Below are 24,188 nucleotides of genomic sequence, written 5' to 3' on the forward strand. Positions count from 1 at the left end.
AGGGGATGCTGGATGGCTCTGCTTCTGCAGGAGGGGAGCTGATTCTTGGACGGCGGGAATCTGCGTTGTTTTTCAAAAGTCCGCTGTCTGAGCGGCAGCAGGCCGCGAGTTCGGACTTTTTAAAAACGCTTTTAGCAGATTTCCGGCGTCCTAGAAGCCAGCCCCTGACGAAGCCGCAGACCAGCCAGCATCCCCTTCCCCGGCGTCCCTTCGTCCACACAAAAAAAGACACCACGTCACAAAAAAACGCAGTGCCTCTCTCATATTCAAGTTATTGCGAAAAAAGCATCAAGCAGAAGCCTGATCAGCCTTCTCAACCTCAGCAATCGCCTGCTTCCTCATAGGAATACGGCAATTCTTATTATTACCAAACTCAACAATAACATCTTCCTCAGTCATATCAATAACAACACCATAAAAACCACTGGTAGTAACAACACTGTCACCAACCTCCATGCTGTTCAACATAGTCTGAGTTCTCTTCTGCTCCTTCTTCTGCGGACGGATCATCATAAAATACATAATTCCAAACAGAACTACGATCCAGACAATACCAAGACCCGCGCTAAGTCCGCCAGCTGCCGCTGTAGATGATGCGATCATTTCAAATTCCTCCTGCTAAAAACAAATAATCTGCGGTACCCCCGCCGTTACTGACCTCTAAAAGTGTCACTTCGTACTATCATACACAAAAACCAAAAAACCTTCAAGAGTTTTCTTATAAAATCAAAGTAATTTACACAAATTTTATAAATAAAACTTACCGGTTCCCGTTGATCCTGCCTTCCTCAAAGCCTTCCAGACGCATCTTCTTATAAGCCGCAAAATTCCCTGCATCCAGCGCATCTCTGATCTCTTCCATCATATGATTATAGAAATACAGATTATGCAGAACACAAAGCCTCATGCCAAGCATCTCCTTCGCCTTCAGAAGATGACGGATATACGCTCTGCTGTAATGACGGCAGGTCGGGCACTGGCACTCCTCATCGATCGGTTTGGAATCCAGCTCATACTTTGCATTAAAAAGATTCATCTTGCCATGGTTGGTATACACGTGACCATGACGGCCGTTACGGCTGGGATATACACAATCAAAAAAGTCAATACCACGCTCAACCCCCTCCAGGATATTGGCCGGGGTACCAACCCCCATAAGATACGTCGGCTTGTTCTGCGGCAAATGCGGAACCACCTCATCCAGGATCCTGTACATCTCCTCATGACTTTCACCAACTGCAAGGCCGCCCACTGCATAGCCGTCCAGATCCATCTCCGCGATAGCCTGGGCATGCTCAATACGGATATCTTCATAAACAGCCCCCTGGTTAATGCCAAAAAGAAGCTGGTTCTTGTTAATGGTATCCGGCAGACTGTTCAGACGAGCCATCTCATCCTTGCATCTTTTAAGCCAGCGTGTTGTACGCGCTACCGATTTCTGTACATAATCCCTGTCTGCCACACTGCTTGGGCACTCATCAAAGGCCATTGCAATGGTAGAAGCCAGATTTGACTGGATCTGCATGCTCTGCTCCGGTCCCATAAAAATCTTATGACCATCGATATGAGAGTTAAAATACACGCCCTCTTCCTTGATCTTACGAAGCTTCGCCAGCGAAAACACCTGGAATCCGCCGGAATCGGTAAGGATCGGTCTGTCCCAGTTCATAAATTCATGAAGACCTCCCAGCTGCTTTACCACCTTGTCTCCAGGGCGCACATGAAGATGATAGGTATTGGACAGCTCTACCTGTGTACCGATCTCATGAAGATCCACAGTGGAAACTGCACCTTTAATTGCCGCAATTGTTCCTACATTCATAAAAACAGGAGTCTGGATCGTTCCGTGGACCGTCTTAAACTCGCCCCTTTTCGCTCTTCCTTCTGTTGTGATCAGTTTATATTCTGCCATTTCATTTCCCTTCTAAAAACATTTTAAAGTTGTCTCTGCCCGGCATCTGCGTCGCAGATACAGCCATAACCAGCTGCCGATGCAAATATCTTTCAAAACTTTTAGTCAATATCATAACACATTTTTTTCTTTACGGCTACTGATTGTTAAACTTTTACATTGCCATTTTTTAAACGATATCGTATAATATAGAATATTCGCTTAAAAATCCTTTATAATAAGAAGAAACAACTCCCATCTGACAGAAATGTCAGAGTCGGGCAACCCCTGTATAGATACAACGAGGAGGAAATCAATTTTTTATGAAGAAACACACACTTGGAATTGACATTGGTTCCACCACTGTTAAGATTGCGATCTTAGACGAAAACGATACGCTTGTCTTCTCCGACTATGAGAGACATTTTGCAAATATCCAGGAAACCCTTGCAGATCTTCTTCAGAAAGCTGAGGATCAGCTTGGTGAACTGACACTCTGTCCGGTCATTACAGGTTCCGGCGGACTGACACTTGCCAATCATCTGGAAGTACCTTTTGTACAGGAGGTTATCGCCGTATCCACTTCCCTGCAGAAGCTGGCACCAAAGACAGATGTTGCTATCGAGCTTGGAGGCGAGGATGCCAAAATCATCTATTTCGAAAACGGAAATGTAGAGCAGCGTATGAATGGCATCTGTGCCGGCGGTACCGGTTCCTTCATTGACCAGATGGCATCTCTGCTCCAGACCGATGCACCAGGTCTTAATGAATACGCCAAACATTACAAGGCACTTTATCCCATTGCGGCACGCTGCGGTGTTTTCGCAAAAACAGATATCCAGCCACTGATCAACGACGGAGCAACTAAGGAAGACCTTTCTGCCTCCATTTTCCAGGCAGTTGTCAACCAGACCATTTCCGGTCTTGCCTGCGGTAAACCGATCCGCGGACACGTTGCCTTCCTTGGCGGGCCTCTTCACTTCCTTTCTGAGCTGAAGACTGCTTTTATCCGAACCCTGAAGCTGGATGATGAACATATTATCGCACCAGACAACTCTCATCTGTTCGCAGCCATCGGCTCCGCCCTGAATGCAAAGCAGGATGTTACCGTTTCCCTGACCGAACTGAAGGAACGCATGCGGACCACCATCAAGCTGGATTTTGAGGTAGAACGTATGGAGCCGCTTTTTGCCACAGAGGACGACTACCAGGCTTTCCATGACCGTCAGAGTGCCTACAGGGTAAAAACCGGAGATCTTTCCACCTATAAGGGAAAATGCTTCCTGGGGATCGACGCCGGCTCTACCACAACAAAAACCGCGCTGGTAAGCGAAGACGGAACTCTTCTTTATTCTTTCTACAGCAGTAACAACGGAAACCCGCTGAAAACCACCATCAACTCCATCAAGGAGATTTACAGCCTTCTTCCGGAAGATGCAGAAATTGCTTTTTCCTGCTCCACCGGTTACGGCGAAGCCCTGATCAAAGCGGCACTTCTTCTTGACGAAGGTGAAGTCGAAACCGTTTCCCATTATTACGCAGCTGCTTTCTTTGATCCTGAAGTAGACTGCATCCTGGATATCGGCGGTCAGGATATGAAATGTATCAAGATCCGTAACCAGACTGTTGACAGTGTACAGCTCAACGAGGCATGTTCCTCAGGCTGCGGTTCCTTTATCGAAACCTTTGCAAAATCTCTGAACTACACAGTACAGGACTTTGCAAAAGCAGCTCTTTTTGCAAAACATCCCATTGATCTTGGAACACGCTGTACTGTATTTATGAATTCCAAAGTTAAGCAGGCCCAGAAGGAAGGCGCTGAGGTTTCCGATATCTCCGCTGGTCTTGCCTACTCCGTTATCAAAAACGCCCTCTACAAGGTTATCAAGGTTTCCGATGCTTCCGAGCTTGGCAAGCATATCGTTGTACAGGGTGGTACCTTCTATAATGACGCAGTTCTCCGCAGCTTTGAGAAGATTGCCAACTGCCAGGCCATCCGCCCGGATATCGCCGGGATCATGGGTGCCTTCGGTGCTGCTCTGATCGCAAGGGAGCGCTATCAGGAGGGTGAAAAAACCTCCATGCTTTCCATCGATCAGATCAACAGCCTCCAGTACACCACCTCCATGGCAAACTGCCGCGGATGTACCAACAACTGTCGTCTGACCATCAACAAATTCTCCGGCGGCCGTAAATACATCAGTGGAAACCGCTGTGAGCGCGGACTTGGAAAGGAAAAGAACAAGGATCATATCCCAAACCTTTTCGATTACAAATATAAAAGGATTTTTTCCTATGAACCTCTTTCCGCAGATAAGGCTACCCGTGGACAGGTTGGTATCCCACGTGTTCTGAACATGTTTGAGAATTACCCGTTCTGGTATACCTTCTTTACAGAGCTGAAATACCAGGTGGTACTTTCTCCTACTTCCACACGTAAGATCTACGAGCTGGGTATCGAATCCATCCCAAGTGAATCCGAATGCTACCCGGCCAAGCTTGCTCACGGACATGTCACATGGCTGATCCGTAACGGTGTGAAATTTATCTTCTACCCATGCATCCCTTACGAACGCAACGAATTCCCGGATGCGGTCAACCATTATAACTGCCCGATCGTTACTTCCTATGCGGAAAATATCAAGAACAATGTGGACGAGCTCAGTGATCCATCCATCACCTTCCGCAACCCGTTCCTGGCATTTACTTCCGAGGATATCCTGACAAACCGCCTTGTGGAAGAATTCCAGGATATTCCTGCTGCCGAGGTCAAAGCTGCTGCCCATAAGGCCTGGGAAGAACTTGCAGCCGTACATATGGATATCCAGAAAAAGGGTGAAGAAACCCTGCAGTACCTGAAAGAAACCGGCCGCCGCGGAATCGTTCTTGCAGGCCGTCCATACCATATTGATCCGGAAATCCACCACGGTATCCCGGATATGATCAACAGCTACGGAATCGCCGTATTTACCGAAGACTCCGTTGCACACCTTGGACATCTGGAGCGTCCCATCCGTGTCAACGACCAGTGGATGTATCACTCCCGTCTCTACTCTGCCGCAAATTTTGTAAAAACAAGAGAGGATCTGGATCTGATCCAGCTGAATTCCTTCGGATGCGGACTTGATGCCGTTACCACTGATGAGGTTTATGAGATTCTGGATGGAAGTGACAAGATCTACACCTGCCTGAAGATCGATGAGGTCAACAACCTGGGTGCGGCAAGGATCCGTATCCGTTCCCTGATCGCTGCTATCCGTGCAAAACAGGCACAGAATAAAAAAAGGAACATCAAGCCGGCTTCCATTGAGAAGATATCCTTTACCAAGCAGATGCGTAAGGAGTACACCATTCTCTGCCCGCAGATGTCTCCATTCCACTTCGGAATCTTTGAGGCTGCTTTTAAGGCATCCGGCTATAACCTGGAAGTCCTCCCCAACGACAACAAGCATGCTGTTGATGTGGGCCTTAAATATGTAAACAACGATGCCTGCTATCCGTCCCTGATGGTTGTGGGACAGATCATGGATGCTCTTCTTTCCGGCAAATATGACCTGAACAAAACTGCAGTCATCATGTCTCAGACAGGCGGCGGCTGCCGTGCCTCCAACTATATCGCATTCATCCGCCGTGCTCTGAAAAAAGCCGGCATGGAACAGATTCCGGTTATCTCCCTCAACTTAAGCGGACTGGAGAGCAACCCTGGCTTTAAGCTGACACTGCCGCTGATCAAGCGTATCGTTTACGGTGCCGTATTCGGTGATATCCTGATGAAATGCGTATATCGCATGCGTCCTTACGAGCTGGAAAAGGGTATCGTAAACCGCAAGCACAAAATCTGGGAGCAGCGCGTCATTGCCTTCGTAACAGGCAGCAGCGTCAGCCATGGTACCTTCAAAAAAATGTGCCGTGAGATGGTCCATGATTTTGATACGATCCCGATCTCCGATGAGAAAAAGCCTCGCGTTGGTATCGTAGGTGAGATCCTTGTCAAGTTCCTGCCTGCTGCCAACAACCACCTGGCAGATCTTCTGGAGGCAGAAGGGGCAGAACCGGTTGTTCCGGATCTTATCGACTTTATCTGCTACTGCTTCTACAACCAGAATTTCAAGGTTGAAAAGCTTGGATTCAAGAAATCCAAGGCAACCATCGCAAATCTTGGTCTCAGAGCCATCGACTGGCTGAGAAAAACAGCAAATGAGGCTCTGGAGCAGAGCCGCCACTTTACACCGGCCGCAGATATCCGTGATCTTGCAAAAATGGCTGCGCCCATCGTTTCTGCCGGAAATCAGACCGGTGAAGGATGGTTCCTGACCGGAGAGATGATGGAACTCATCCATGGCGGTGTCCCGAACATCGTCTGCATCCAGCCTTTTGGATGCCTGCCGAACCACATCGTAGGAAAAGGTGTCATCAAGGAAGTTCGCCGTGAGCATCCGGAAGCCAACATTGTTGCCATCGACTACGATCCAGGTGCCAGCGAAGTAAATCAGCTGAACAGGATCAAACTTATGCTTTCCACAGCACAGAAGAATCTGCATAAAGACGATAAAAAAGACGCATAACAAGAAATGTAGGTTACAAACATCTTTTTCCAAGAAAACAAATTCAAAGCTGCACAGCCGCAGGATTCCTGCCGGCTGTGCAGCTCTTTTTATTTCAGATATGATTCCTGTCAGACAGATTTTTTCTCTGATCCATCACTCTTCACAGGAGGCTTTGCACGGAGCATCAAAGCTCGGGTTAAAGGCATAGAAATTTTTGGCATCCAGCTGCTCCTGCACGGATCTCAGTGCTTCACCGAAACGCTGGAAATGGACTACCTCTCTTGCCCGAAGGAAACGGATGGGATCTGCAACCTCCGGGATATTTTTCACCACCCGGAGGATATTATCGTAGGTGGAGCGTGCCTTCTGTTCTGCCGCCAGATCTTCAAACAGATCCGTGATCGGATCACCCTTACTCTGGAATTCGCAGGCATTAAAGGGCACTCCACCTGCAGCCTGCGGCCAGATTCCCACCGTGTGGTCAATATAATACGGCCCAAGTCCGCTGTTCTCGATTTCTTCCATAGAAAGATCCTTTGTCAGCTGATGGACAATGGTGGACACGATTTCCAAATGTGCCAGTTCTTCTGTTCCCACATCATTGAGCACTGCCGCGACCATCCGGTTCGGTGCGGTAAAACGCTGGGAAAGATACCGCATGGAAGCTCCTATTTCTCCGTCCGGCCCGCCATACTGGCTGGATATAAACTGTGCCAGCTTTGCGTTAGGCGTCTTGATATTTACAGGATACTGGAGTCTTTTTTCATAATTCCACATACCTTATCTGCACCCTCCTTCCTGTTCCCATGGAAACGGCTGTTCCATCCACTGCCATGACTTAAGATTGCTGTCGTTTCCGGTATCAATGGTCAGCGGTCCATAAAATTTTGCATATTTTTCCAGAAGCTCATTTCTTCTTGCTGAAAGCTCACTGTAATATTCAAGAGCTCTTTTTTCTTTTGGATGCGTATCCAGAAAAAGGAGAAGATCGTCAATGGCAAAGCTTACCTGGTCAATAAACTGCAGCAGTTCTTTTTTGGAAGTACAATTTCCATACATCATCGACTTCCTCCTCTCCTGCCGCAGAACGGCTTGCAAAGCTCAGGGAAAATAGTTCCGACCTGAAGAGCTTTTTTCAGCTCAAAGGTAGGCGCAAATTCCTGGTATGGCACATACGCCATTGCAGGAACCTGTTTTGCCATATCAGAAAATGATCGATCCGTCCGGCCTGCCATCCCGCTATTCATCCCACAGGTATACTGATATGGCCGGCAGCCCGAACGATTCATCTGAAATCGGTCCATAATCGAAATCCTTTCATTCATGATCACGCTATATTTTATGACCGTTTTTTAAACTTGTGAAAACAGGAATGTTCACTTTCCTTCATATATATCTATCTTTCTGCCATTTTTTTCTATATATACAGGAAAATATTACTGTTTAAAAATCAGATATACAGTGCTATAATATCCTTGCCTATCTTTACACGGATGGGCGCTTTTACTTATGATTTGTAGCCCTGACCGGCTATTGAAGGAGGAAATTATGCAGGTAATTATTGTAGGCTGCGGAAAAGTCGGTAGAAATCTTGCAGAGCAGCTTCAGGCAGAGGATATTGATATCACTCTTGTCGACGTTATTGCCGACAAGATCAATGATCTCTGCGAAAATATCGACGCTATGGGAATCGTCGGTAATGGTGCCAGCATCAATACTTTAATGGAGGCAGGTGTTGATACTGCAGATATTCTGATCGCAGTTACCGCTTCTGACGAGTTGAACCTTCTCTGCTGTCTGATCGCGCAGAAGGCCAACCACTGTCAGACCATCGCCCGCGTCCGTAACCCCATTTATGAAAAAGAAATCGGATTCATCAAAGAACGTCTTGGTGTTACCATGATCATTAACCCGGAGTTTGCCGCTGCCCAGGAAATTTCACGGCTTCTCCGTTTTCCATCTGCGATCAAGATTGACACCTTTGCACGTGGTCGTGTAGAACTTCTCAAGTTTAAAGTTCTCCCGGAATTCAAGCTGGACGGAATGAGCGTTTCCCAGATCTCAGATGCTTTCCGAAGTGATATTCTGGTCTGCGCGATCGAGAGCCGTGACAATGTATCCATTCCTGGTGGTGATCACATTATACACGACGGAGATATGGTTTCCATTCTGGCCTCTCCGCTTAATGCAGCGGCATTTTTCCGTAAGATCGGTCTCAAGACCAATCAGGTCAAAAACTGTATCATCGTAGGTGGCGGAACCATTTCCTATTATCTTGCCCATGCACTTCTGGGTATGAAGATCAGTGTCAAGATCATCGAGCAGAACAAAAACCGCTGTGAGCACTTAAGCGAACTGCTTCCAGATGCGACTATCATCAATGGTGACGGAACGAACCGTTCTCTTCTGCTAGAAGAAGGACTTTCCGAGTCCGAATCCTTTGTCACTCTGACAAATCTGGATGAGGAGAATGTATTTCTTGCTCTCTTTGCCAAAAGCATCTCCGATGCCAAGCTGGTTGCCAAGGTCAACCGTCTGGAATTTGATGATGTCATCGACTCCCTGGATATCGGAAGTGTCATCTACCCGAAAAATATCACTGCTGATTATATCCTGCAGTATGTCCGTGCCACTCAGAACAGCATCGGCAGCAATGTAGAAACCCTTTATCATATTCTGGATGGCAATGCAGAAGCACTGGAATTTGCGATCCGTGAGGAATCTGCCGTAACTTATATCCCTCTTGCAGAGCTGAATCTCCGCAAGAATCTTCTGGTGGGATGCCTGAACCGCAACGGCCGCATCCGCATTCCCCGTGGTCAGGATATGATCCAGGTGGGAGATACCGTGATCATCGTAACCACTCACAAGGGGCTTCGCGACATCACAGATATACTTGAAAAATAGAGGTACTGCCAAATGAATTATTCGATTATTATTTATATCCTGGGATGGATCATGAATGTGGAGGCTGTCTGTATGCTGGTTCCCGGCATCACTGCCCTTATCTACCGCGAAAAATCCGGTATTGCCTTCCTGATCACGATTCTGGCATGTCTGGCCATCGGTGTTCCACTGGTCAGCCGCAAACCGTCCAAGAAAGCGTTTTACGCCCGTGAAGGCCTTGTGACTACTGCTTTAAGCTGGATCGTCCTCAGTATTGTCGGTGCTGTGCCGTTTGTGCTCAGCGGGGCTATCCCGAATCCCATTGATGCTTTTTTTGAGATTGTTTCCGGTTTCACTACAACCGGTTCCAGTATTCTCTCCGATCCATCACAGATGCCTTACAGCATCAATATCTGGAGATGTTTTTCCCACTGGATCGGTGGTATGGGTGTTCTGGTATTTATCCTGACACTGCTTCCGCTTGCAGGTGGCTATCATATGAACCTTATGAAGGCAGAAAGCCCCGGTCCTTCCGTAGGAAAGCTTCTTCCAAAAGTCCAGTCAACTGCCAAGATCCTGTACAAGATCTACATTGCACTCACTGTTGCACTGATCATCCTCCTGCTTCTTGGGGGGATGCCTCTTTACGACAGTCTCTGTGCAGCATTTGGAACTGCCGGAACCGGTGGGTTCGGAATCAAATCCGACAGTATGGGAAGCTACAGCTTATATATTCAGATCGTCATCACCATCTTTATGATCCTGTTTGGCGTAAACTTCAATGTCTATTTTCTTCTTCTCACCAGGAAGTTTTCTCAAGCATTGAAATCTGAAGAGGTCCGCTGCTACTTCTTTGTGATCATCGCTTCTGCCCTGATGATCACATTCAATGTCCGACATCTGTTTGACAATGTGTGGGAAGCACTTCAACAGGCATTTTTCCAGGTTGGTTCTATTATCACCACCACCGGTTATGCCACTACGGATTTTAACCAGTGGCCTGCGGTATCCAGAACGATCCTGGTACTGCTTACCTTCTGTGGTGCCTGTGCCGGCAGTACAGGCGGCGGAATCAAGATTTCCCGTCTTCTGCTTCTTGCAAAATCCGTCCGCAAGGAACTGCATCTTTATCTGCATCCCAATGCAGTAAAAAAGATCAAAATGGACGGAAAAGCGGTGTCTCACGAAGTTATGCGTGCCACCAATATTTATATGATCGTTTATCTGATGATCGTGGCTACATCTATCTTTATCATCAGTTTTGATGAATTTGATCTTGTAACAAATTTCACAGCCGTAGTCACCACTTTAAACAATGTGGGTCCCGGTCTTTCCCTGATCGGTCCTACCGGAAACTTCGGGATCTTTTCTCCGCTGTCCAAGCTGGTCCTTTCTTTCGATATGCTGGCCGGCCGACTGGAGCTATTTCCGATCCTGATCCTTTTCCTTCGTGAAACCTGGAAGAAATTCTGATAAATATTCGTCATATTTTGCTATGTTTGTGGCATAAATTGTTCTTTTCACATTTATTTCAAATGTTAGACACACTTTCTTCACATTTTTACTGTATATTATAAACCATAGAAGGTGATGAACTTTCTATAATATTTTTCTTTTTCATACGCGCCGGTACGAAAGTACCGGCCTCCTTCCATTTATGGAGTATTTTTTTCCACTCCCTCATAATCGAAATCCGGAATAAAGCTTTCTGAAGCAGTTTCTCCTTCCTGGATAAATCCATTCTGAATCCCCATATCCACAGCAGCATCCAGAACTTTTTCATACTCTCTTTTTGTAACTTTCCGGTTTAATTCCTTAAATTCCACAAATTTTCTCACCGGCGTATACTGATTCATAATACTGATATAAATATCTTCCCCATAGGTTTCATGAAGATACCTCAGAGCCTTTATGGAATTTCCTGTATGTCCCGGCAGGATCAGATGACGGACAATGGTTCCTTTCCGGATGTATCCATCCTCTCCAAACTCACATTTCCCGGTCTGACGCACCATCTCTCTAATTGCAGCCTTTGCAGCCTGCACATAATCCGGCGCATAAGAAAATTTCTGTGCAAGCTCCGGATCCAGATATTTCAGATCCGGAAGATAAATGTCCACATATCCTTCCAGAAGCTTCAGGGTTTCTGTTTTTTCATACCCGCTGGAATTATACACTACCGGAATATCCAGACCCTTCCTCCAGGCCATATCCAGTGCCTCTATGATCTGTGGTACATAGTGTGCACCTGTTACCAGATTGATGTTTGCAGCTCCTTTTTCCTTCAGTTCCAGAAAAATCTCTCCAAGCCGTTCCACACTTACAGCCCGTCCCCTGCTCCCCATAGCAATATCATGATTCTGGCAGAAACAGCAGCGCAGCCCGCACCCGGAAAAGAACACTGCCCCGGAGCCTTTTGTTCCGGAGATACAGGGTTCCTCCCACATATGAAGCGCCGCTCTTGCCAGATAAATTCTCTCATCCATGCCACAGAAGCCTTTTTTCCCTGCACCCCGGTCTGCCAGGCATTCTCTTGGACAAAGAGCACAAGCTGACATAATTTCTTCCGTACAGTGCGCGCTCCCTGCCATACTGCTGATTTTATTTTCATTCTCCACTTTCACTTTTCTCCTGATCTTTCTTCCACTATCGTTATTTTCTGTTATCTAGTACTAGTTTAGCACATCACGTCTGCTGCCAACAAGGCTTTCTCTGTTTACACTATATCCTTAATATAGTACAATGGATTTCATGGAATCTTAAGAATTTACCCCTTTCGTCTTAATTTCCGGCTGCTATTCTAATAACATCAGGGAGGTACAAAAAAGTGGCTAACATACTTGTTTGCGATGACGACAAAGACATCGTGGAAGCTATCGAAATCTATCTTACGCAGGAAGGCTATCACATTCTGAAAGCCTATGACGGACAGGAAGCACTGGATATCCTGAACAGCGAAACTGTAGATCTGCTGATCATCGATGTGATGATGCCCCGTCTCGACGGGATCCGGGCAACGGTCAAGATCCGGGAATGCAATCCTCTGCCCATCATCATCCTGTCCGCAAAATCTGAAGACACGGACAAAATCCTTGGCCTTAACATCGGTGCAGATGACTATATTACCAAACCTTTCAATCCTCTGGAGCTGATCGCCAGGGTAAAATCCCAGCTGCGCCGGTACACACAGCTTGGCTCCGCTGCACCGGCAGCATCAGAACACATCTACACAACCGGAGGTCTTACGGTAAACGATGACAAAAAAGAGGTGCTGGTAGATGGAGAAGCGGTACGGATGACGCCCATCGAATATAATATCCTGCTTCTTCTCATAAAAAATCCCGGACGTGTTTTTTCCACCACACAGATCTACGAGAGCATCTGGAATGAAGATGCTCTGGCCGCGGATAACACGGTAGCCGTCCACGTCCGTCACATTCGCGAAAAGATTGAGATCAACCCCAGGGATCCCCGCTATCTGAAAGTTGTCTGGGGCCTGGGTTATAAAATCGAAAAACTGAGCCGGTGAGCCAGCCGGCCATGAAGTATCTGTACTTCAGAAAGGGGTATTATGAATAAAAATAAACATACGGAAAAAAAACGTTCATTTATGCGCATTCCTGCTCTTGTCCTTGCCCTTATCCTGCCTCTGATCATGGTCTTTTCAGCGGCACTGGTGATCCAGGCAGGTATCCGGATGGACTCTGCAGAAGATCTTAAAACAAAGGATTATTTCCAGACCTCTGCTTTTGCTGACAGCTTTTACTCAAAAGCTTCCACAATCCTGTCCGGAATCTCAGCCAGAGAAATCCTGGATAAAACAAACGAAGATGCATACATTGATCTCGGAGAGCTTTATAACGGAGATTCCCTCTCCTTCAAAAACACCTCCGGACTAGCCTATTCCTTCAATGATCTTAAGGAATGGAGCTCACAGAGTATCCATTCCAATGATGACTGGATCGTCCTGAGCCTTACCACCCCGGAGGGTGAAACAAAATATATGTACTATTCCGATTTCAAAAAGGCTCTGGAAGACGGGGTCCTGCAGCTAAATGCCAACTCCGGTGCCCTGAAGCACGAGGGAATTTCCCAGAAAGACTGGACTGAGAGGATTCTTTCCGCTCTGAGCGCCGAATATGCAGACGGCGGCATCCAGTCACAGGAACCTTTGAAAAACATCACAGACAAAAACGGAAACGTGGTTTACACAGATGTGGCAGATATGCTCACTCCGATCTTTGAAATCCCCTGTGCACCGGAAGGTTACGACAGTCTCCTGGATTACATGAATTCCACCTCATCCAAAACCAGGAATTTCAAGGGGAACCTGAACGATGCCTTTGAGCAGCTGGATAATGCCCGGGATCTTTTTTCCAGCTGGACAGAAGCTGCTCAGACACTGGATGAGTACAGCAATGATAATTCCAATCTCCATTATGCCTATACGGATAACACCTCACAGAAAATCTTCACAAATACAGATGCAGCCTATACTTCCGACCTGACTGATATTTCCGGTTTTTCAGACAAAAAGCCTTACGTGTTCCTAAGTGTCAACGAAGCTGCCACAGATGAGAAAAATGCCCGGAATGGTCTTATGAATCTGAATCTTTCTGCTGCTGCAAACCCTTCTGTAGGAAACTGGATCGATCTCCTTCGAAATTCCACATACGATGAAAACTGCAGTTTTCTTGCCTGGATCGATGATACCAGCCTTCCTGTACAGGATTCCATTAAAACTGACAGACAGCATTTCCTGACTTACCGTACTTTATTTATCCCGGCTGCTGTGATCACCATGATCAGTTTTCTGCTCTTTATCATAGATTTTATCTGGCTTACTGTCCACACCGGAAGAAGAAATTCCGATAGCGGTAATACAGACACTGTTCAGCCAGAACTGAACTTTTTTGACAGGATCTATACGGAAGCAGCAGCAGGACTTGTGTGTATCCCGGCACTTGGTGTATTGACCGCAGGACTGAGCATGCAAGCTTGCACCTATAACCTTGTCTCCTCCCTGATCATCCTGGGTATCACGATTTTCCTGATCACGTGCCTGTTCTGGATCGGCTATTTAAGCCTGATCCGCAGAATCAAAGCTCGCACCCTGTGGAAAAACAGCCTGCTTCGCAAATGCCTGAAGCTTCCCCGTCTGTGTCTTTGTAAAGCCGGTAAGCTGATCGATTTTTTCTCCAGGAATACCATCAGCAGAATACGTATGGTAGTGGGACTTGGCGTATTTCTATTCCTTGAATTTTTCTTCAGTGCCCTGCTCGCGGCATCTGATGGATGGTTCCTGATGTTTTTGCTTCTATTCCTTCTGGATCTGGGTGCGCTTTTCTGCGTCTACAAAATTGCTCTTGGACGGGAACTCCTCCTTGATGGCCTGAAACGGATCACCGATGGAGAGCTCACTTACAAGATCCCGGAAAAGGAACTCCGTGGTGATCAGAAAGCAATGGCACAGTATATCAACCGCATTGGTGATGGGCTGGACGCTGCCGTGGAAAAAAGCCTCAAAGATGAGCGTATGAAAACCGAATTGATCACCAATGTCTCCCATGATCTGAAAACGCCGCTGACTTCCATTATCAATTACATTGATCTGCTGAAAAGGCTGAACCTCAAAGATCCGGAAGCACTGAAATATCTTGAGATCCTGGACTCAAAGGCACATCGTCTGAAAAGTCTGACCGAAGATGTAGTGGAAGCTTCCAAAGCCAGTACCGGAAATCTTTCTCTGGAAATGACGGAACTGAACTTTGTGGAAATGCTTTACCAGGTGATGGGTGAATTCGAAGAACGGATGGAAAACAGACATCTGACCCTGATGACACATCTGCCGGATTCTCCTGCCATGATCTATGCCGATGGCAGACGGATGTGGCGTATCCTTGAAAATCTTTTCGGCAATATTCTGAAATATGCCATGGAGAACACAAGGGTCTATGCAGAAGTTCTTCTGGAAAAAGATCAAGTCATCTTTACCCTGAAAAATATTTCCGCACAGCCTCTGAACATTCCGGCTGAAGAACTGACCGAACGTTTCATCCGCGGCGATGTTGCCAGAAATACAGAAGGCAGCGGACTTGGATTATCCATCGCACAGAGCCTTACCCAGCTTCAAGGTGGCACCTTTAAACTTTATCTGGACGGTGACCTTTTCAAAGTCTGCTTAAGTTTTCCACAGAAGATCTCTCCCACAGCCTTATCCGCACCGGAAGATCCTCATTCCGAAGCACATTCTTAACCATTCATAAAAAACAGCAGCGGAAGCCCTGATGATATGATGGATCAGGAGCCAGGCTGCTGTTTTTCTCTTATTTTTGTTCTCTTTTACACTTTAATGGTGATCTCACGGTCTGTCCGGTTATATTTATAATACCGGACTCCGGCTGCATCCAGCATTTTTTTGGATGCGATCACCGACGGAGTATCTGCATATTTATCACAGTCGTATACGATAGTCCTGATCCCTGCCTGGATAATAGCCTTGGCACATTCGTTGCAGGGAAACAGGGACACATAAAGCTTGGCACCTTCCAGACTTCCTCCTCGGTAGTTCAGGATGGCATTGAGCTCACTGTGTGTCACATAAAGATATTTGGTATCCAGCGGATCTCCTTCTCTTCCCCAGGGAAACTCATCATCGGAGCATCCCTTTGGAAATCCATTGTACCCCATTGACAGGATCTTGTTATCTTCACTTACGATACAGGCACCAACCTGTGAATGCGGGTCCTTGGAACGCATGCCGGAAAGCATGGCAACACCCATAAAATACTCATCCCAGGAAAGATATCCCTGTCGTTTCTGTCCTTTTTTATCCATACAGAATCCTCTTTTTCTATTGGTTTCTTACTGATCGATCAATCCTCGATCATGTTGATTCTTCTGATATGACGCTCATCCCCGGAAAATGGTGTATCCAGGAATGTATCCACGATCTTCAGAGCAAGTCCCGGTCCTACTACACGACCGCCCATGGCCAGAATGTTGGCATCGTTATGAAGTCTTGTTGCTTCTGCAGTAAAGCAATCTGTACAAAGTGCAGCACGGATTCCCTTGAATTTATTAGCAGTGATGGAAATTCCGATACCTGTTCCGCAGATCAGGATTCCTTTCTCACACTCACCGTCCACGATCGCCTGCGCTACTTTCTTTCCATAAACAGGATAGTCTACAGATTCCGGACCATTGCATCCAAAATCTTTGTACTCCAGTCCTCTCTCTTCCAGATGCTTCTTTACCTCCTGCATCAGCTCATAGCCGCCATGATCACATCCCAGTGCTATCATTTTCTTTCTCCTCCTCAACGTTGATAATTTTATGACCAGCCGCTTTCAGTAAGCGGTTCATGATCGCCTGTCCCATTCTTGGTGTAAAAAATGCCTCTGAATAAATGGCACTTACATTACAGCTGTCAAAATCACGCAGGACCTCGTACAGATGATGCGCGATGGTTTCTTCCTGCTCCCGGCTTCCGATACTCTTTACGATTCCATGTGAATATCGGCCTTTTGTTTCATCTGTTGCGATGATCCCCACAGTCAGTCCCTTCTCCTCAGCCTCTCCGGCTCTTTTTTCGATCTCCGCGATCACACCCTCTGTGGACCCCTCCACAATGGCAAGATCTGCCTTTGGTGCATAATGACGGTATTTCATTCCCGGTGCTTTTGGATGGACCTTGCTGTCCGGTTTGATCAGCCCCTTATCCATCCTTACATCTCCAAGTGTTTCCCGGAGCATTTCCAGGGAAATATATCCCGGCCGCAGGACTACCGGTATGTCTTCTGTAAAATCTACGATCGTAGATTCCAGACCGATATTTACCTGGCCTCCATCAATGATCATATCAATGGCTTCTCCCAGATCCTCTGCCACATGTCCCGCTGTCGTAGGACTTGGTCTTCCGGAAGTATTGGCACTTGGCGCTGCCACATATCCGCCAGCCGCAAGGATCAGCTCCTGTGCGATAGGATCACTTGGAAAACGTACTGCCACACTGTCCAATCCTCCGGTTGTTTCCTTTGGCACGATATCTGCCTTGGGAAGGATCATTGTCAGCGGACCCGGCCAGTATTTCTCAGCCAGTACTCTGGCTTTTTCAGGAACCTCTGTAACGATCTTATCCAGGTCACGGATATCTGCGATATGTACGATCAGCGGATTGTCCGAAGGTCTTCCCTTGGCTGCATAGATCTTCATCGATGCTTTCGGATCCAGGGCATTTCCTCCAAGGCCGTATACAGTCTCTGTGGGAAATGCCACAAGCCCGCCGTTTTTCAGGATCTCGCCACCTCTGGCAATTGCCTTTCTGTCTATATTCTCCGCTGTCATAACTGCTATTTCTGCTTTCATTTTACGCTCCATTTACTGTCTGATATAAATCCCCTGCTCTTCAATAAAATCTTCCAGGTCCTGAAGGGCATCCTGTGCCCAGGTTTCGGATTTCTGAAAAATCTCCGGGAAAAACATGTCTTTTACTATTTTTTTACCTGTTTCTGTTTTAAAGATCTTCTCTACACTTTTCTTTATATGTTCTTTATCCAGTCCATCTTCAAAATAATTAACCAGAAAATCAGCTTCCACAAGAATCTGATAATCCAGCCCGTCAATATCCTTATAGGTATGATGATGTCCTACCAGATATTCCACTCTGCGGATCACCCTCTCCTGAAAGCCCAGTGCGGTAAGCATCTCTCTGGCAGCTGCCGGACCTTCTGCTTCCTGCGTCTTTCCATCAGAGCGTCCGTATTTTTCCATACCGACTTTGATCCCGATATCATGAACGAGAGCCGCAGCTTCCAGAACATACATCGTATCTTCGTCCAGACCCTCACCCTGGCCGATCAGCCTTGAAAGATCATGCACCTTCACAAAATGCTGGATATGCTTCGGATCCCCCTGATAATAATGGATCATTTCCATATAAAGTCTGTCGATTCTGTTCATAATATCCTCCTCTCTGCTGCCATCCTGCAACTGTCACTTTTTTCTGTATACTGCCAGCAGAAATCTCCTGCTGAGCATATCCGTTAACAGATAGCTACATAATAGTTACATTATAGCGTTATTATGGAAAAAATGTCAATCCTGCTCCACTTTCACAATGTAGGTTCCTGACATATCATCTTCAAAGACAATGCTTCCCAGACTCTGAAGAACACTGTCATTAAGCTCTGTTCCGTATTTTTCTTTTTCCTGTCCTCCTACAAAGATATAGGAAATATCATAACGGCTGATCAGTTTTTTTACCGTCTCTGCATTTGTAGATGTATAAATAGTCTGGATGTCCGCACTTTTTTCATTGAGGTCAGGTACATTATTTCTCCAGAGCCATTCATGCACATACCATCCCAGTACGGTCGGAAGCCCCGTAGATGCAGAAACTCTCTCATATCCGGTATAGCTGTCCCCGTTAGCCTCGAGCACCACAGGAGAGCCCTTGATATTCTGCTTCAGCCAGCGGATCGCCGACGCATCCTGAGGAAAATCCTGCTCAAGAAATGTAGTTGCATCCAGTCCCTGATACTCCGAAACCTTCCAGACATCCCCAAACCAGGAATGCACGGCATTTCCGAAATAGCCCACGGTCCAGAGCAGTACAAAAAGCCCCACACCTGAAAGGATCCGGATGATCTTCTGTCTGGATATCACCAGCATACGATAAATCCCATATCCCATTGTCATTCCGAAAAGGATATATGCCTGATACGTCAGCTTAAACATAGTATTGGCTCTGGCATTTCCATTTTCATAAATATCCCGCACATATACAAGCTCCGGGATCAAAACCAGTCCGATAGCACATAAGCCCATGATCACTGCAAAAAGATCCGGAACTGTGATCGCCTCCAGCAGCCTGTAAAGACTTTTATGCTTCAGTCCCTTCATTTTTTCTGTGATGACAGACAGGATCAGCAAAACAGTAAGGAGCACCGGAAGTCCCCAGAGGATCAGAAGCTGATACCACAGTGAATGATGCTGTGCCAGTGCCACCCCCTGTACCATCGTATCAAATTTCAATGTAAAGGGCAGGATCACCAGATAAGAGAGACCTATGATCTCCACTGCCTGTACGATCGTCACTGCCAGGATCCTGATTATCTTTCCCTCAAATCGTATGATATTTGCGATCAGGACAACTCCACCGGTCACTACAAAATAGATCACAAAATCCCAGTAATTGGTCCACTGGAACATGCCAAGAAAAACGGACGCCAAAAGGATATGCGGCATCAGAAGCTGTCTCAGCCAGAAAACACTGCGTTCCTGTTTTTCAGGCTCAGGCCCTCTTTTTCGGATCATTTTCAGCCATGCATAGAGCATTCCCACCAGAAATGTCACAAACATCACATTTACCACATGGGCATGAAGATCTCCCAGAACAAAGGAATAGCATGGGAATTCATGTATGGTCTTATCACTGTCATTCACCGGATTATACCCTATGTAACGAGTTGCATCCGGGAACCAGTAGCTGGCTGTTTCTGCCACTCCCTGTATCTTCCGGATCAGCGGCAGTACACAACGGTAGACGATATAATGTACATTTCCCGCGATAGATACTGCAATACCTGCAGTAACTCCTGCTAGTGAAGGAATATATTTCTTCTTTCCATCCAGTCGTCCATACAGCCTGTCCTTCGTCATCTGACGGACCAGGGAAAACGGATACACAAAGGCAAACGCTGCCACAAAGGTACGCATCAGATTATAAGTCACTTCCACTCTGCTTCCTGTAAGCTTCGTAAGAAATACTGCAAAATACTGCCCGCCATAGTAATAATTGATGGTTCCCTGTGAATACCAGAGATCACGTGCAGGAAGAGTTTTGCTCCGCATCATGGCCTCCATGAAGCCATAATCCATAAATTTCTCTGTTCCATATGCCTGCGGCCGGAATCCTGCCAGATAAGTCCACAGCAGAAAGATCCCAAAGAACAGAAGCTCCTCCCGAAAGATCAACTGCATCTTTCCTGACGGATAACATTCAATGCCATGCTTCAGCTGAACATGAAAAAGTACAGCACATAAAATGCCAACAGCCACAGATACTCCTACACACACTGCTGCTGTAAAAGAAAGGATTTCCACCGCTACCAGAAGCCAGGTGAGAAATCCGGTAACCGCAATGGCAAGTACCTTTGAAAAAAGCCAGCCCCGGTCTTCAAAACCACCAAAAAGCCTTCCTGTGACCGGCATTGCCACCATTCCCATAAACAGCGCAAGCAGCCACCAGGTCCAGAATGTCCATACATCTCCTCCCAGGAGATACGCAGAAAGTACTGTCAGGAGCACTGCTGCAGTCAGCTCCGGAAATAATTCTCTGATCTTTTTTTTCATCCTTCTGTCCCTCCTGTATCAGATCCTGCCCCGCAGACGGATAAAGTCCGCAAATGCCTGTCTTCCGATCTTTATGATACGTTTCATGTTGATAGAGTTTTTTCCGGCCTGTCTCGGTCGGAATGTGATGGGGATATATTCCACATAAAGATGATGTTTTTCATAGATCACTGTCATCAGCACATTGGAAAGGAAAAATCCGCCTGGGATACGCTTCAGTACTTTGGCGAGCTGTTTTCCCTCCATCAGCCGATATGGCGTATTTGCATCTTTTACCCAGGTTCCAAAAATAAGGAAAAGCACAAGCCGCAGTATTCTTGTCACAAAAATCCTGGAAAGCCCGTCCTCTCTCTTCTGCCGGTAACCGATAAGAAGCCCGCACTTTTTGCGTTTTTCCCAAAACTGCCAGAATTCCTCCGGAAGTGTCTGGCCGTCTGAATCCGTCTGAAAAATATAATCGGCACCTTTTTCTACTGCGTAACGATATCCCCTGAGTATTGTTCCTCCATGTCCTTCATTCGGTTTATCGATTCCGATAAGACGGTCATGATTTTTCTGATAATTCTGTATTTTTTTGTAGGTCGCATCTTTGCTGCCATCATTCAGGATCACCAGGCGGCTGTCCCCGCCGATCCTCTCCACTACCGGATACCATTGCTCGATCACGGTCCCGATATTTTTTTCTTCATTATATGCCGGCATAATGATATATAAGCTGTCATGTTTCATAGATTCTTATTCCCCCATCCTCTGAGGTATACACCAGTGGATATGTCTCCCTGATGATATCCTCACGACATTCCTGCTGTTCAAATTCCATATCCTCCTCAAACAGGATATATGTGATCTTTTCCTGTTTTACGGTAGCTTTCAGTAGCTCCGGATCATCCGTGGTATACATGAGCACTGCCTGGCCGGCACGATAGCCCGTATCGTACCCTGCAGACCATGCATAATAAGGCCATCCGCAATACAGCATGGCACCGGACATGGTGACCTCGTTCATGGTATATTCCGGTGTCAGCAGAAGATCATTTTTCTTAAGATTTGCACTGAGCCAGTCCGTCAGGCTGCTTTCCATATTTACAGTCATCCTGTGTGCGGAATCGTTGTCTCTTAAGATGATCACGTAATCATAGATCCCCGTTGCACTAAGACAGATACAAAGGACCGCTCCCGCTGCGCGACCGGCCCATTTCTTCCAGCTGTTTTTCACTGCAAGGAAAACACATCTTACGATCCAGCCCCAGAAAACTGTCACAAAGGCATAGGAAATCATCACATATTTATGATTGACATTGATGTCCGGAGTCAGAGATACCAGAAATGCAAATGCCATTGGAAGCAAACAGCCCATCAGCACTACCCGCTGACCTCTCTTCAGAAATACTGCTGCCACGATCATTCCCACAAAGAAAAATCCACTGATCTCCACCAGATACCAGAGTACACCGGAAATGCTTTTATTGTCTGCCAGAAAGCCCCAGTAAAAGGATGGACTCATAACACTTCCCGACACAAAGATCTTCGACTGCAGTTCCGAAAAAAGCACTGCCAGTCCGGCACAGATCACATAATCCAGCTTACCGTCAGAAAACACTGCCAGTCCGGCAAGGATCAGAAGGCCGCCGATCAGCGCAGCTCCGTTCCAGAAAGCAGTTAATCCCAGAAACAGTCCCAGAAGGATCGCCGTATCCACATTTCTGCAGATCCAGGCTTTTTTTGTAAAAAAACGATTACGGACCCACAAAAAGCCCTGCTCCTTGTGACTGCATCCGGCTTCCACCCAATCCATAAAGGTCCATACCGCTACAGCTGCCATCAGAAGGCCGAAAGCCAGATGACGCTGGTTCAGATATACATTGAAATTCCATAATCCCCAGTTTTCATTAGTAGTATAACCGATAAATGCCGTATTTTCTTCCAGAGTCCGTACAAGGTCCCCCGCCTGAAGATGTTCCCACAGATAACGCCAGAACGCTGTTCCGCTGCGGAAAAAAAAGAAAACAATGGCAGCTGCCCCTGCCCAGAAGCTTTTGAACATCCGGTAGCTGATCCCGTAAAGCACCATAAGAAATCCCGCCAGAGACAGGATGCTTACCAGATTATATCCCAGATCAAGACGAAGGCCCAGATACTCCAAATTTCCCACAAGGAACTGGAACATAAAATGATATTTCACATCCTGCCCGCCATAATGCGGATACTGGGTAGGAAAATTATTTCCCCTTGAAAAAGATCGCATCATTGCCGTGTGGGGTGCATAATCTCCGTATACCGAAAAGCCGGAGTACAGAATGCCGTCTTTCATATGGAAAACGTAAAACATCATCCAGGTCACAAAAACCGTCAAAATGCCAAAAAGCAGAAGCTCTTTTTTCAGGATCCATTTTCTGCTGATCATCCGTTCGGATATCACAAACATTTTTTGCTGTTTTTTCTTTTTCCACCGGAAGATTCCCGAAAGCAGCAGGATATCTACCAGAAATACGATCAGATTTCCATAAAAAAGAGGATGCTCTGCCCCCGCGCATATGCTGAACATCCAGGAAAGAATATAGACTGCCCAGGTCAGCATCAGGATTCCCATCCCAAACGCTGCCGGCAGGACCACCCATATCCTGTTTCCTCTTTCAGTTGTTTGACGCGGAAACAGACATCCTGCCATTTCCATTCCTGTTAACATACATAATATAAGATAAATGATTCCAAGCATAGGATTCTCCTTAATTCACGTAAAGTATAGCAGAATCACCTTCCTATGAAAAGGCTATTCACATTTTTTTCAATTATTTTCGTTTTCCTTCTGTTTTTTCAGATATGTAACGATTCCATCAGCCACAGCCTCTGCTACCTTTCTCTGATACTTCTCTGTCTGAAGCAGGGCGGCTTCCTCCGGATTTGTAAGAAATCCACATTCTACGATATTGATCACACCCGGACTTCTCTTCAGAAGATAATAGGTTCTGTTTCCTTTTGCCACCCGCGGCCGTGCAATGGAAAGCTTCCGGTTCATGTTTTCCTGGATCGCAAGTGCCAGTTCTTTTCCGCCTTCCGAATCTTCATAATAAAATACCTGCGGACCTTTTACTCCGGGATCACTGTAGCTGTTCTGGTGGATACTCACAGAAAGCACCGGTTCATATATCCGGATCTGTTCAATACGATTCTGCAGATCCTGTGCTTTCATATTTTTTGTACCATTTTCATAAAGACCTTTATCTTCTTCCCGGGTCATTACTACGGCAAGGCCTTTTTTTTCCAGGATCGTTTTTAGCTTCATGGCAATATCCAGATTGATTCCTTTTTCCTTCAGTCCACCGATTCCCACCATTCCGGAATCCACACCGCCATGACCGGCATCCACCAGGATCACCTGATCTGCTTTTATATTTCCGGATACATCTATAAGTCTGCCTGCAGTTTCTGCCGCTTCCCATGACAGAATATAAAAACAGACCAGCATAAGAACTGCCATTGCCAATTCTATGAAATGTTTTTTCAACGCA

Annotated in this window: 19 protein-coding genes; 5 read left to right on the forward strand and 14 right to left on the reverse strand. The window is 46.4% G+C overall.

Going from position 1 to position 24,188, the window contains the following annotated elements:
* Nucleotides 1-288: 288 nt before the first annotated feature.
* Together yajC and tgt are read right to left on the reverse strand one after the other, a co-directional pair.
* Nucleotides 289-603 carry a preprotein translocase subunit YajC gene (gene yajC, locus CCC17_RS10775; protein ID WP_015527154.1) on the reverse strand — a complete coding sequence of 105 codons (315 nt, stop codon included), beginning with the start codon at nucleotides 601-603 and terminating at the stop codon, nucleotides 289-291.
* Nucleotides 604-760: 157 nt separating this feature from the next.
* A complete protein-coding gene (tgt, locus tag CCC17_RS10780; protein ID WP_015527155.1) occupies nucleotides 761-1,912 on the reverse strand; it encodes a tRNA guanosine(34) transglycosylase Tgt in 1,152 nt (383 codons plus the stop codon).
* 302 nt (nucleotides 1,913-2,214) lie between these two features.
* Between tgt and CCC17_RS10785 the strand changes: the two genes are divergently transcribed.
* Complete coding sequence (locus CCC17_RS10785) at nucleotides 2,215-6,456, forward strand: 2-hydroxyacyl-CoA dehydratase (protein WP_256163838.1); 4,242 nt, start codon at nucleotides 2,215-2,217, stop codon at nucleotides 6,454-6,456.
* A 135-nt stretch (nucleotides 6,457-6,591) separates the two neighbouring features.
* Here the strand turns inward: CCC17_RS10785 and CCC17_RS10790 are convergent, their stop codons facing one another.
* Genes CCC17_RS10790 through CCC17_RS10800 form a run of 3 tightly spaced genes read right to left on the reverse strand, consistent with a single transcriptional unit; the run spans nucleotide 6,592 to nucleotide 7,742 of the window.
* Nucleotides 6,592-7,215 (reverse strand): manganese catalase family protein, encoded by a 624-nt coding sequence (locus CCC17_RS10790; RefSeq protein ID WP_015527157.1) that lies wholly within the window; start codon nucleotides 7,213-7,215, stop codon nucleotides 6,592-6,594.
* Between the two features lie 3 nt (nucleotides 7,216-7,218).
* Nucleotides 7,219-7,497 carry a spore coat protein CotJB gene (locus tag CCC17_RS10795; protein WP_015527158.1) on the reverse strand — a complete coding sequence of 93 codons (279 nt, stop codon included), beginning with the start codon at nucleotides 7,495-7,497 and terminating at the stop codon, nucleotides 7,219-7,221.
* Entirely contained in the window at nucleotides 7,497-7,742 is a 246-nt protein-coding gene (locus tag CCC17_RS10800; RefSeq protein WP_015527159.1) for a spore coat associated protein CotJA, read from the reverse strand. The genes CCC17_RS10795 and CCC17_RS10800 overlap by 1 nt, the downstream gene beginning before the upstream one ends.
* A 244-nt stretch (nucleotides 7,743-7,986) precedes the next feature.
* On the opposite strand from CCC17_RS10800, the gene trkA reads away from it, so the two are divergent.
* Nucleotides 7,987-9,345, forward strand: coding sequence for a Trk system potassium transporter TrkA (trkA, locus tag CCC17_RS10805; RefSeq protein WP_015527160.1), 1,359 nt, complete (start codon nucleotides 7,987-7,989; stop codon nucleotides 9,343-9,345).
* Between the two features lie 12 nt (nucleotides 9,346-9,357).
* A complete protein-coding gene (locus CCC17_RS10810) occupies nucleotides 9,358-10,797 on the forward strand; it encodes a TrkH family potassium uptake protein (protein WP_021651380.1) in 1,440 nt (479 codons plus the stop codon).
* A 182-nt stretch (nucleotides 10,798-10,979) separates the two neighbouring features.
* Here the strand turns inward: CCC17_RS10810 and CCC17_RS10815 are convergent, their stop codons facing one another.
* Nucleotides 10,980-11,915, reverse strand: coding sequence for a radical SAM protein (locus CCC17_RS10815; RefSeq protein WP_287083165.1), 936 nt, complete (start codon nucleotides 11,913-11,915; stop codon nucleotides 10,980-10,982).
* 236 nt (nucleotides 11,916-12,151) lie between these two features.
* Between CCC17_RS10815 and CCC17_RS10820 the strand changes: the two genes are divergently transcribed.
* Entirely contained in the window at nucleotides 12,152-12,853 is a 702-nt protein-coding gene (locus CCC17_RS10820) for a response regulator transcription factor (RefSeq protein WP_161209093.1), read from the forward strand.
* A 42-nt stretch (nucleotides 12,854-12,895) separates the two neighbouring features.
* Nucleotides 12,896-15,580 carry a sensor histidine kinase gene (locus CCC17_RS10825; RefSeq protein ID WP_287083076.1) on the forward strand — a complete coding sequence of 895 codons (2,685 nt, stop codon included), beginning with the start codon at nucleotides 12,896-12,898 and terminating at the stop codon, nucleotides 15,578-15,580.
* An 86-nt stretch (nucleotides 15,581-15,666) separates the two neighbouring features.
* Here the strand turns inward: CCC17_RS10825 and CCC17_RS10830 are convergent, their stop codons facing one another.
* From CCC17_RS10830 to CCC17_RS10865, 8 genes are all read right to left on the reverse strand, one after another.
* On the reverse strand, nucleotides 15,667-16,161 hold the full coding sequence (locus tag CCC17_RS10830) for a deoxycytidylate deaminase (RefSeq protein WP_015527165.1): 495 nt from the start codon (nucleotides 16,159-16,161) through the stop codon (nucleotides 15,667-15,669).
* 38 nt (nucleotides 16,162-16,199) lie between these two features.
* Nucleotides 16,200-16,628: a ribose 5-phosphate isomerase B gene (rpiB, locus tag CCC17_RS10835; protein WP_015527166.1), complete on the reverse strand. Its 429-nt coding sequence runs from the start codon at nucleotides 16,626-16,628 to the stop codon at nucleotides 16,200-16,202.
* Nucleotides 16,609-17,691 (reverse strand): L-threonylcarbamoyladenylate synthase, encoded by a 1,083-nt coding sequence (locus CCC17_RS10840; RefSeq protein WP_022426059.1) that lies wholly within the window; start codon nucleotides 17,689-17,691, stop codon nucleotides 16,609-16,611. The genes rpiB and CCC17_RS10840 overlap by 20 nt, the downstream gene beginning before the upstream one ends.
* A 12-nt stretch (nucleotides 17,692-17,703) precedes the next feature.
* Nucleotides 17,704-18,285 (reverse strand): HD domain-containing protein, encoded by a 582-nt coding sequence (locus CCC17_RS10845; RefSeq protein WP_022426060.1) that lies wholly within the window; start codon nucleotides 18,283-18,285, stop codon nucleotides 17,704-17,706.
* A gap of 135 nt (nucleotides 18,286-18,420) precedes the next feature.
* Nucleotides 18,421-20,679, reverse strand: coding sequence for a DUF2298 domain-containing protein (locus CCC17_RS10850; RefSeq protein ID WP_287083077.1), 2,259 nt, complete (start codon nucleotides 20,677-20,679; stop codon nucleotides 18,421-18,423).
* Between the two features lie 18 nt (nucleotides 20,680-20,697).
* Nucleotides 20,698-21,408 (reverse strand): glycosyltransferase family 2 protein, encoded by a 711-nt coding sequence (locus tag CCC17_RS10855; protein WP_173746037.1) that lies wholly within the window; start codon nucleotides 21,406-21,408, stop codon nucleotides 20,698-20,700.
* The gene (locus tag CCC17_RS10860) at nucleotides 21,398-23,395 is read right to left on the reverse strand and encodes a hypothetical protein (protein WP_287083079.1); all 1,998 of its coding nucleotides are present in this window, start codon (nucleotides 23,393-23,395) and stop codon (nucleotides 21,398-21,400) included. Before CCC17_RS10860 ends, CCC17_RS10855 begins: the two co-directional genes overlap by 11 nt.
* Before the next feature lie 69 nt (nucleotides 23,396-23,464).
* Nucleotides 23,465-24,184 carry an N-acetylmuramoyl-L-alanine amidase gene (locus CCC17_RS10865; protein WP_022426421.1) on the reverse strand — a complete coding sequence of 240 codons (720 nt, stop codon included), beginning with the start codon at nucleotides 24,182-24,184 and terminating at the stop codon, nucleotides 23,465-23,467.
* Nucleotides 24,185-24,188: the final 4 nt, after the last annotated feature.

This window comes from Blautia sp. LMAG:36, assembly GCF_008680535.1.
GTDB classification, from domain to species: domain Bacteria; phylum Bacillota; class Clostridia; order Lachnospirales; family Lachnospiraceae; genus Blautia_A; species Blautia_A fusiformis.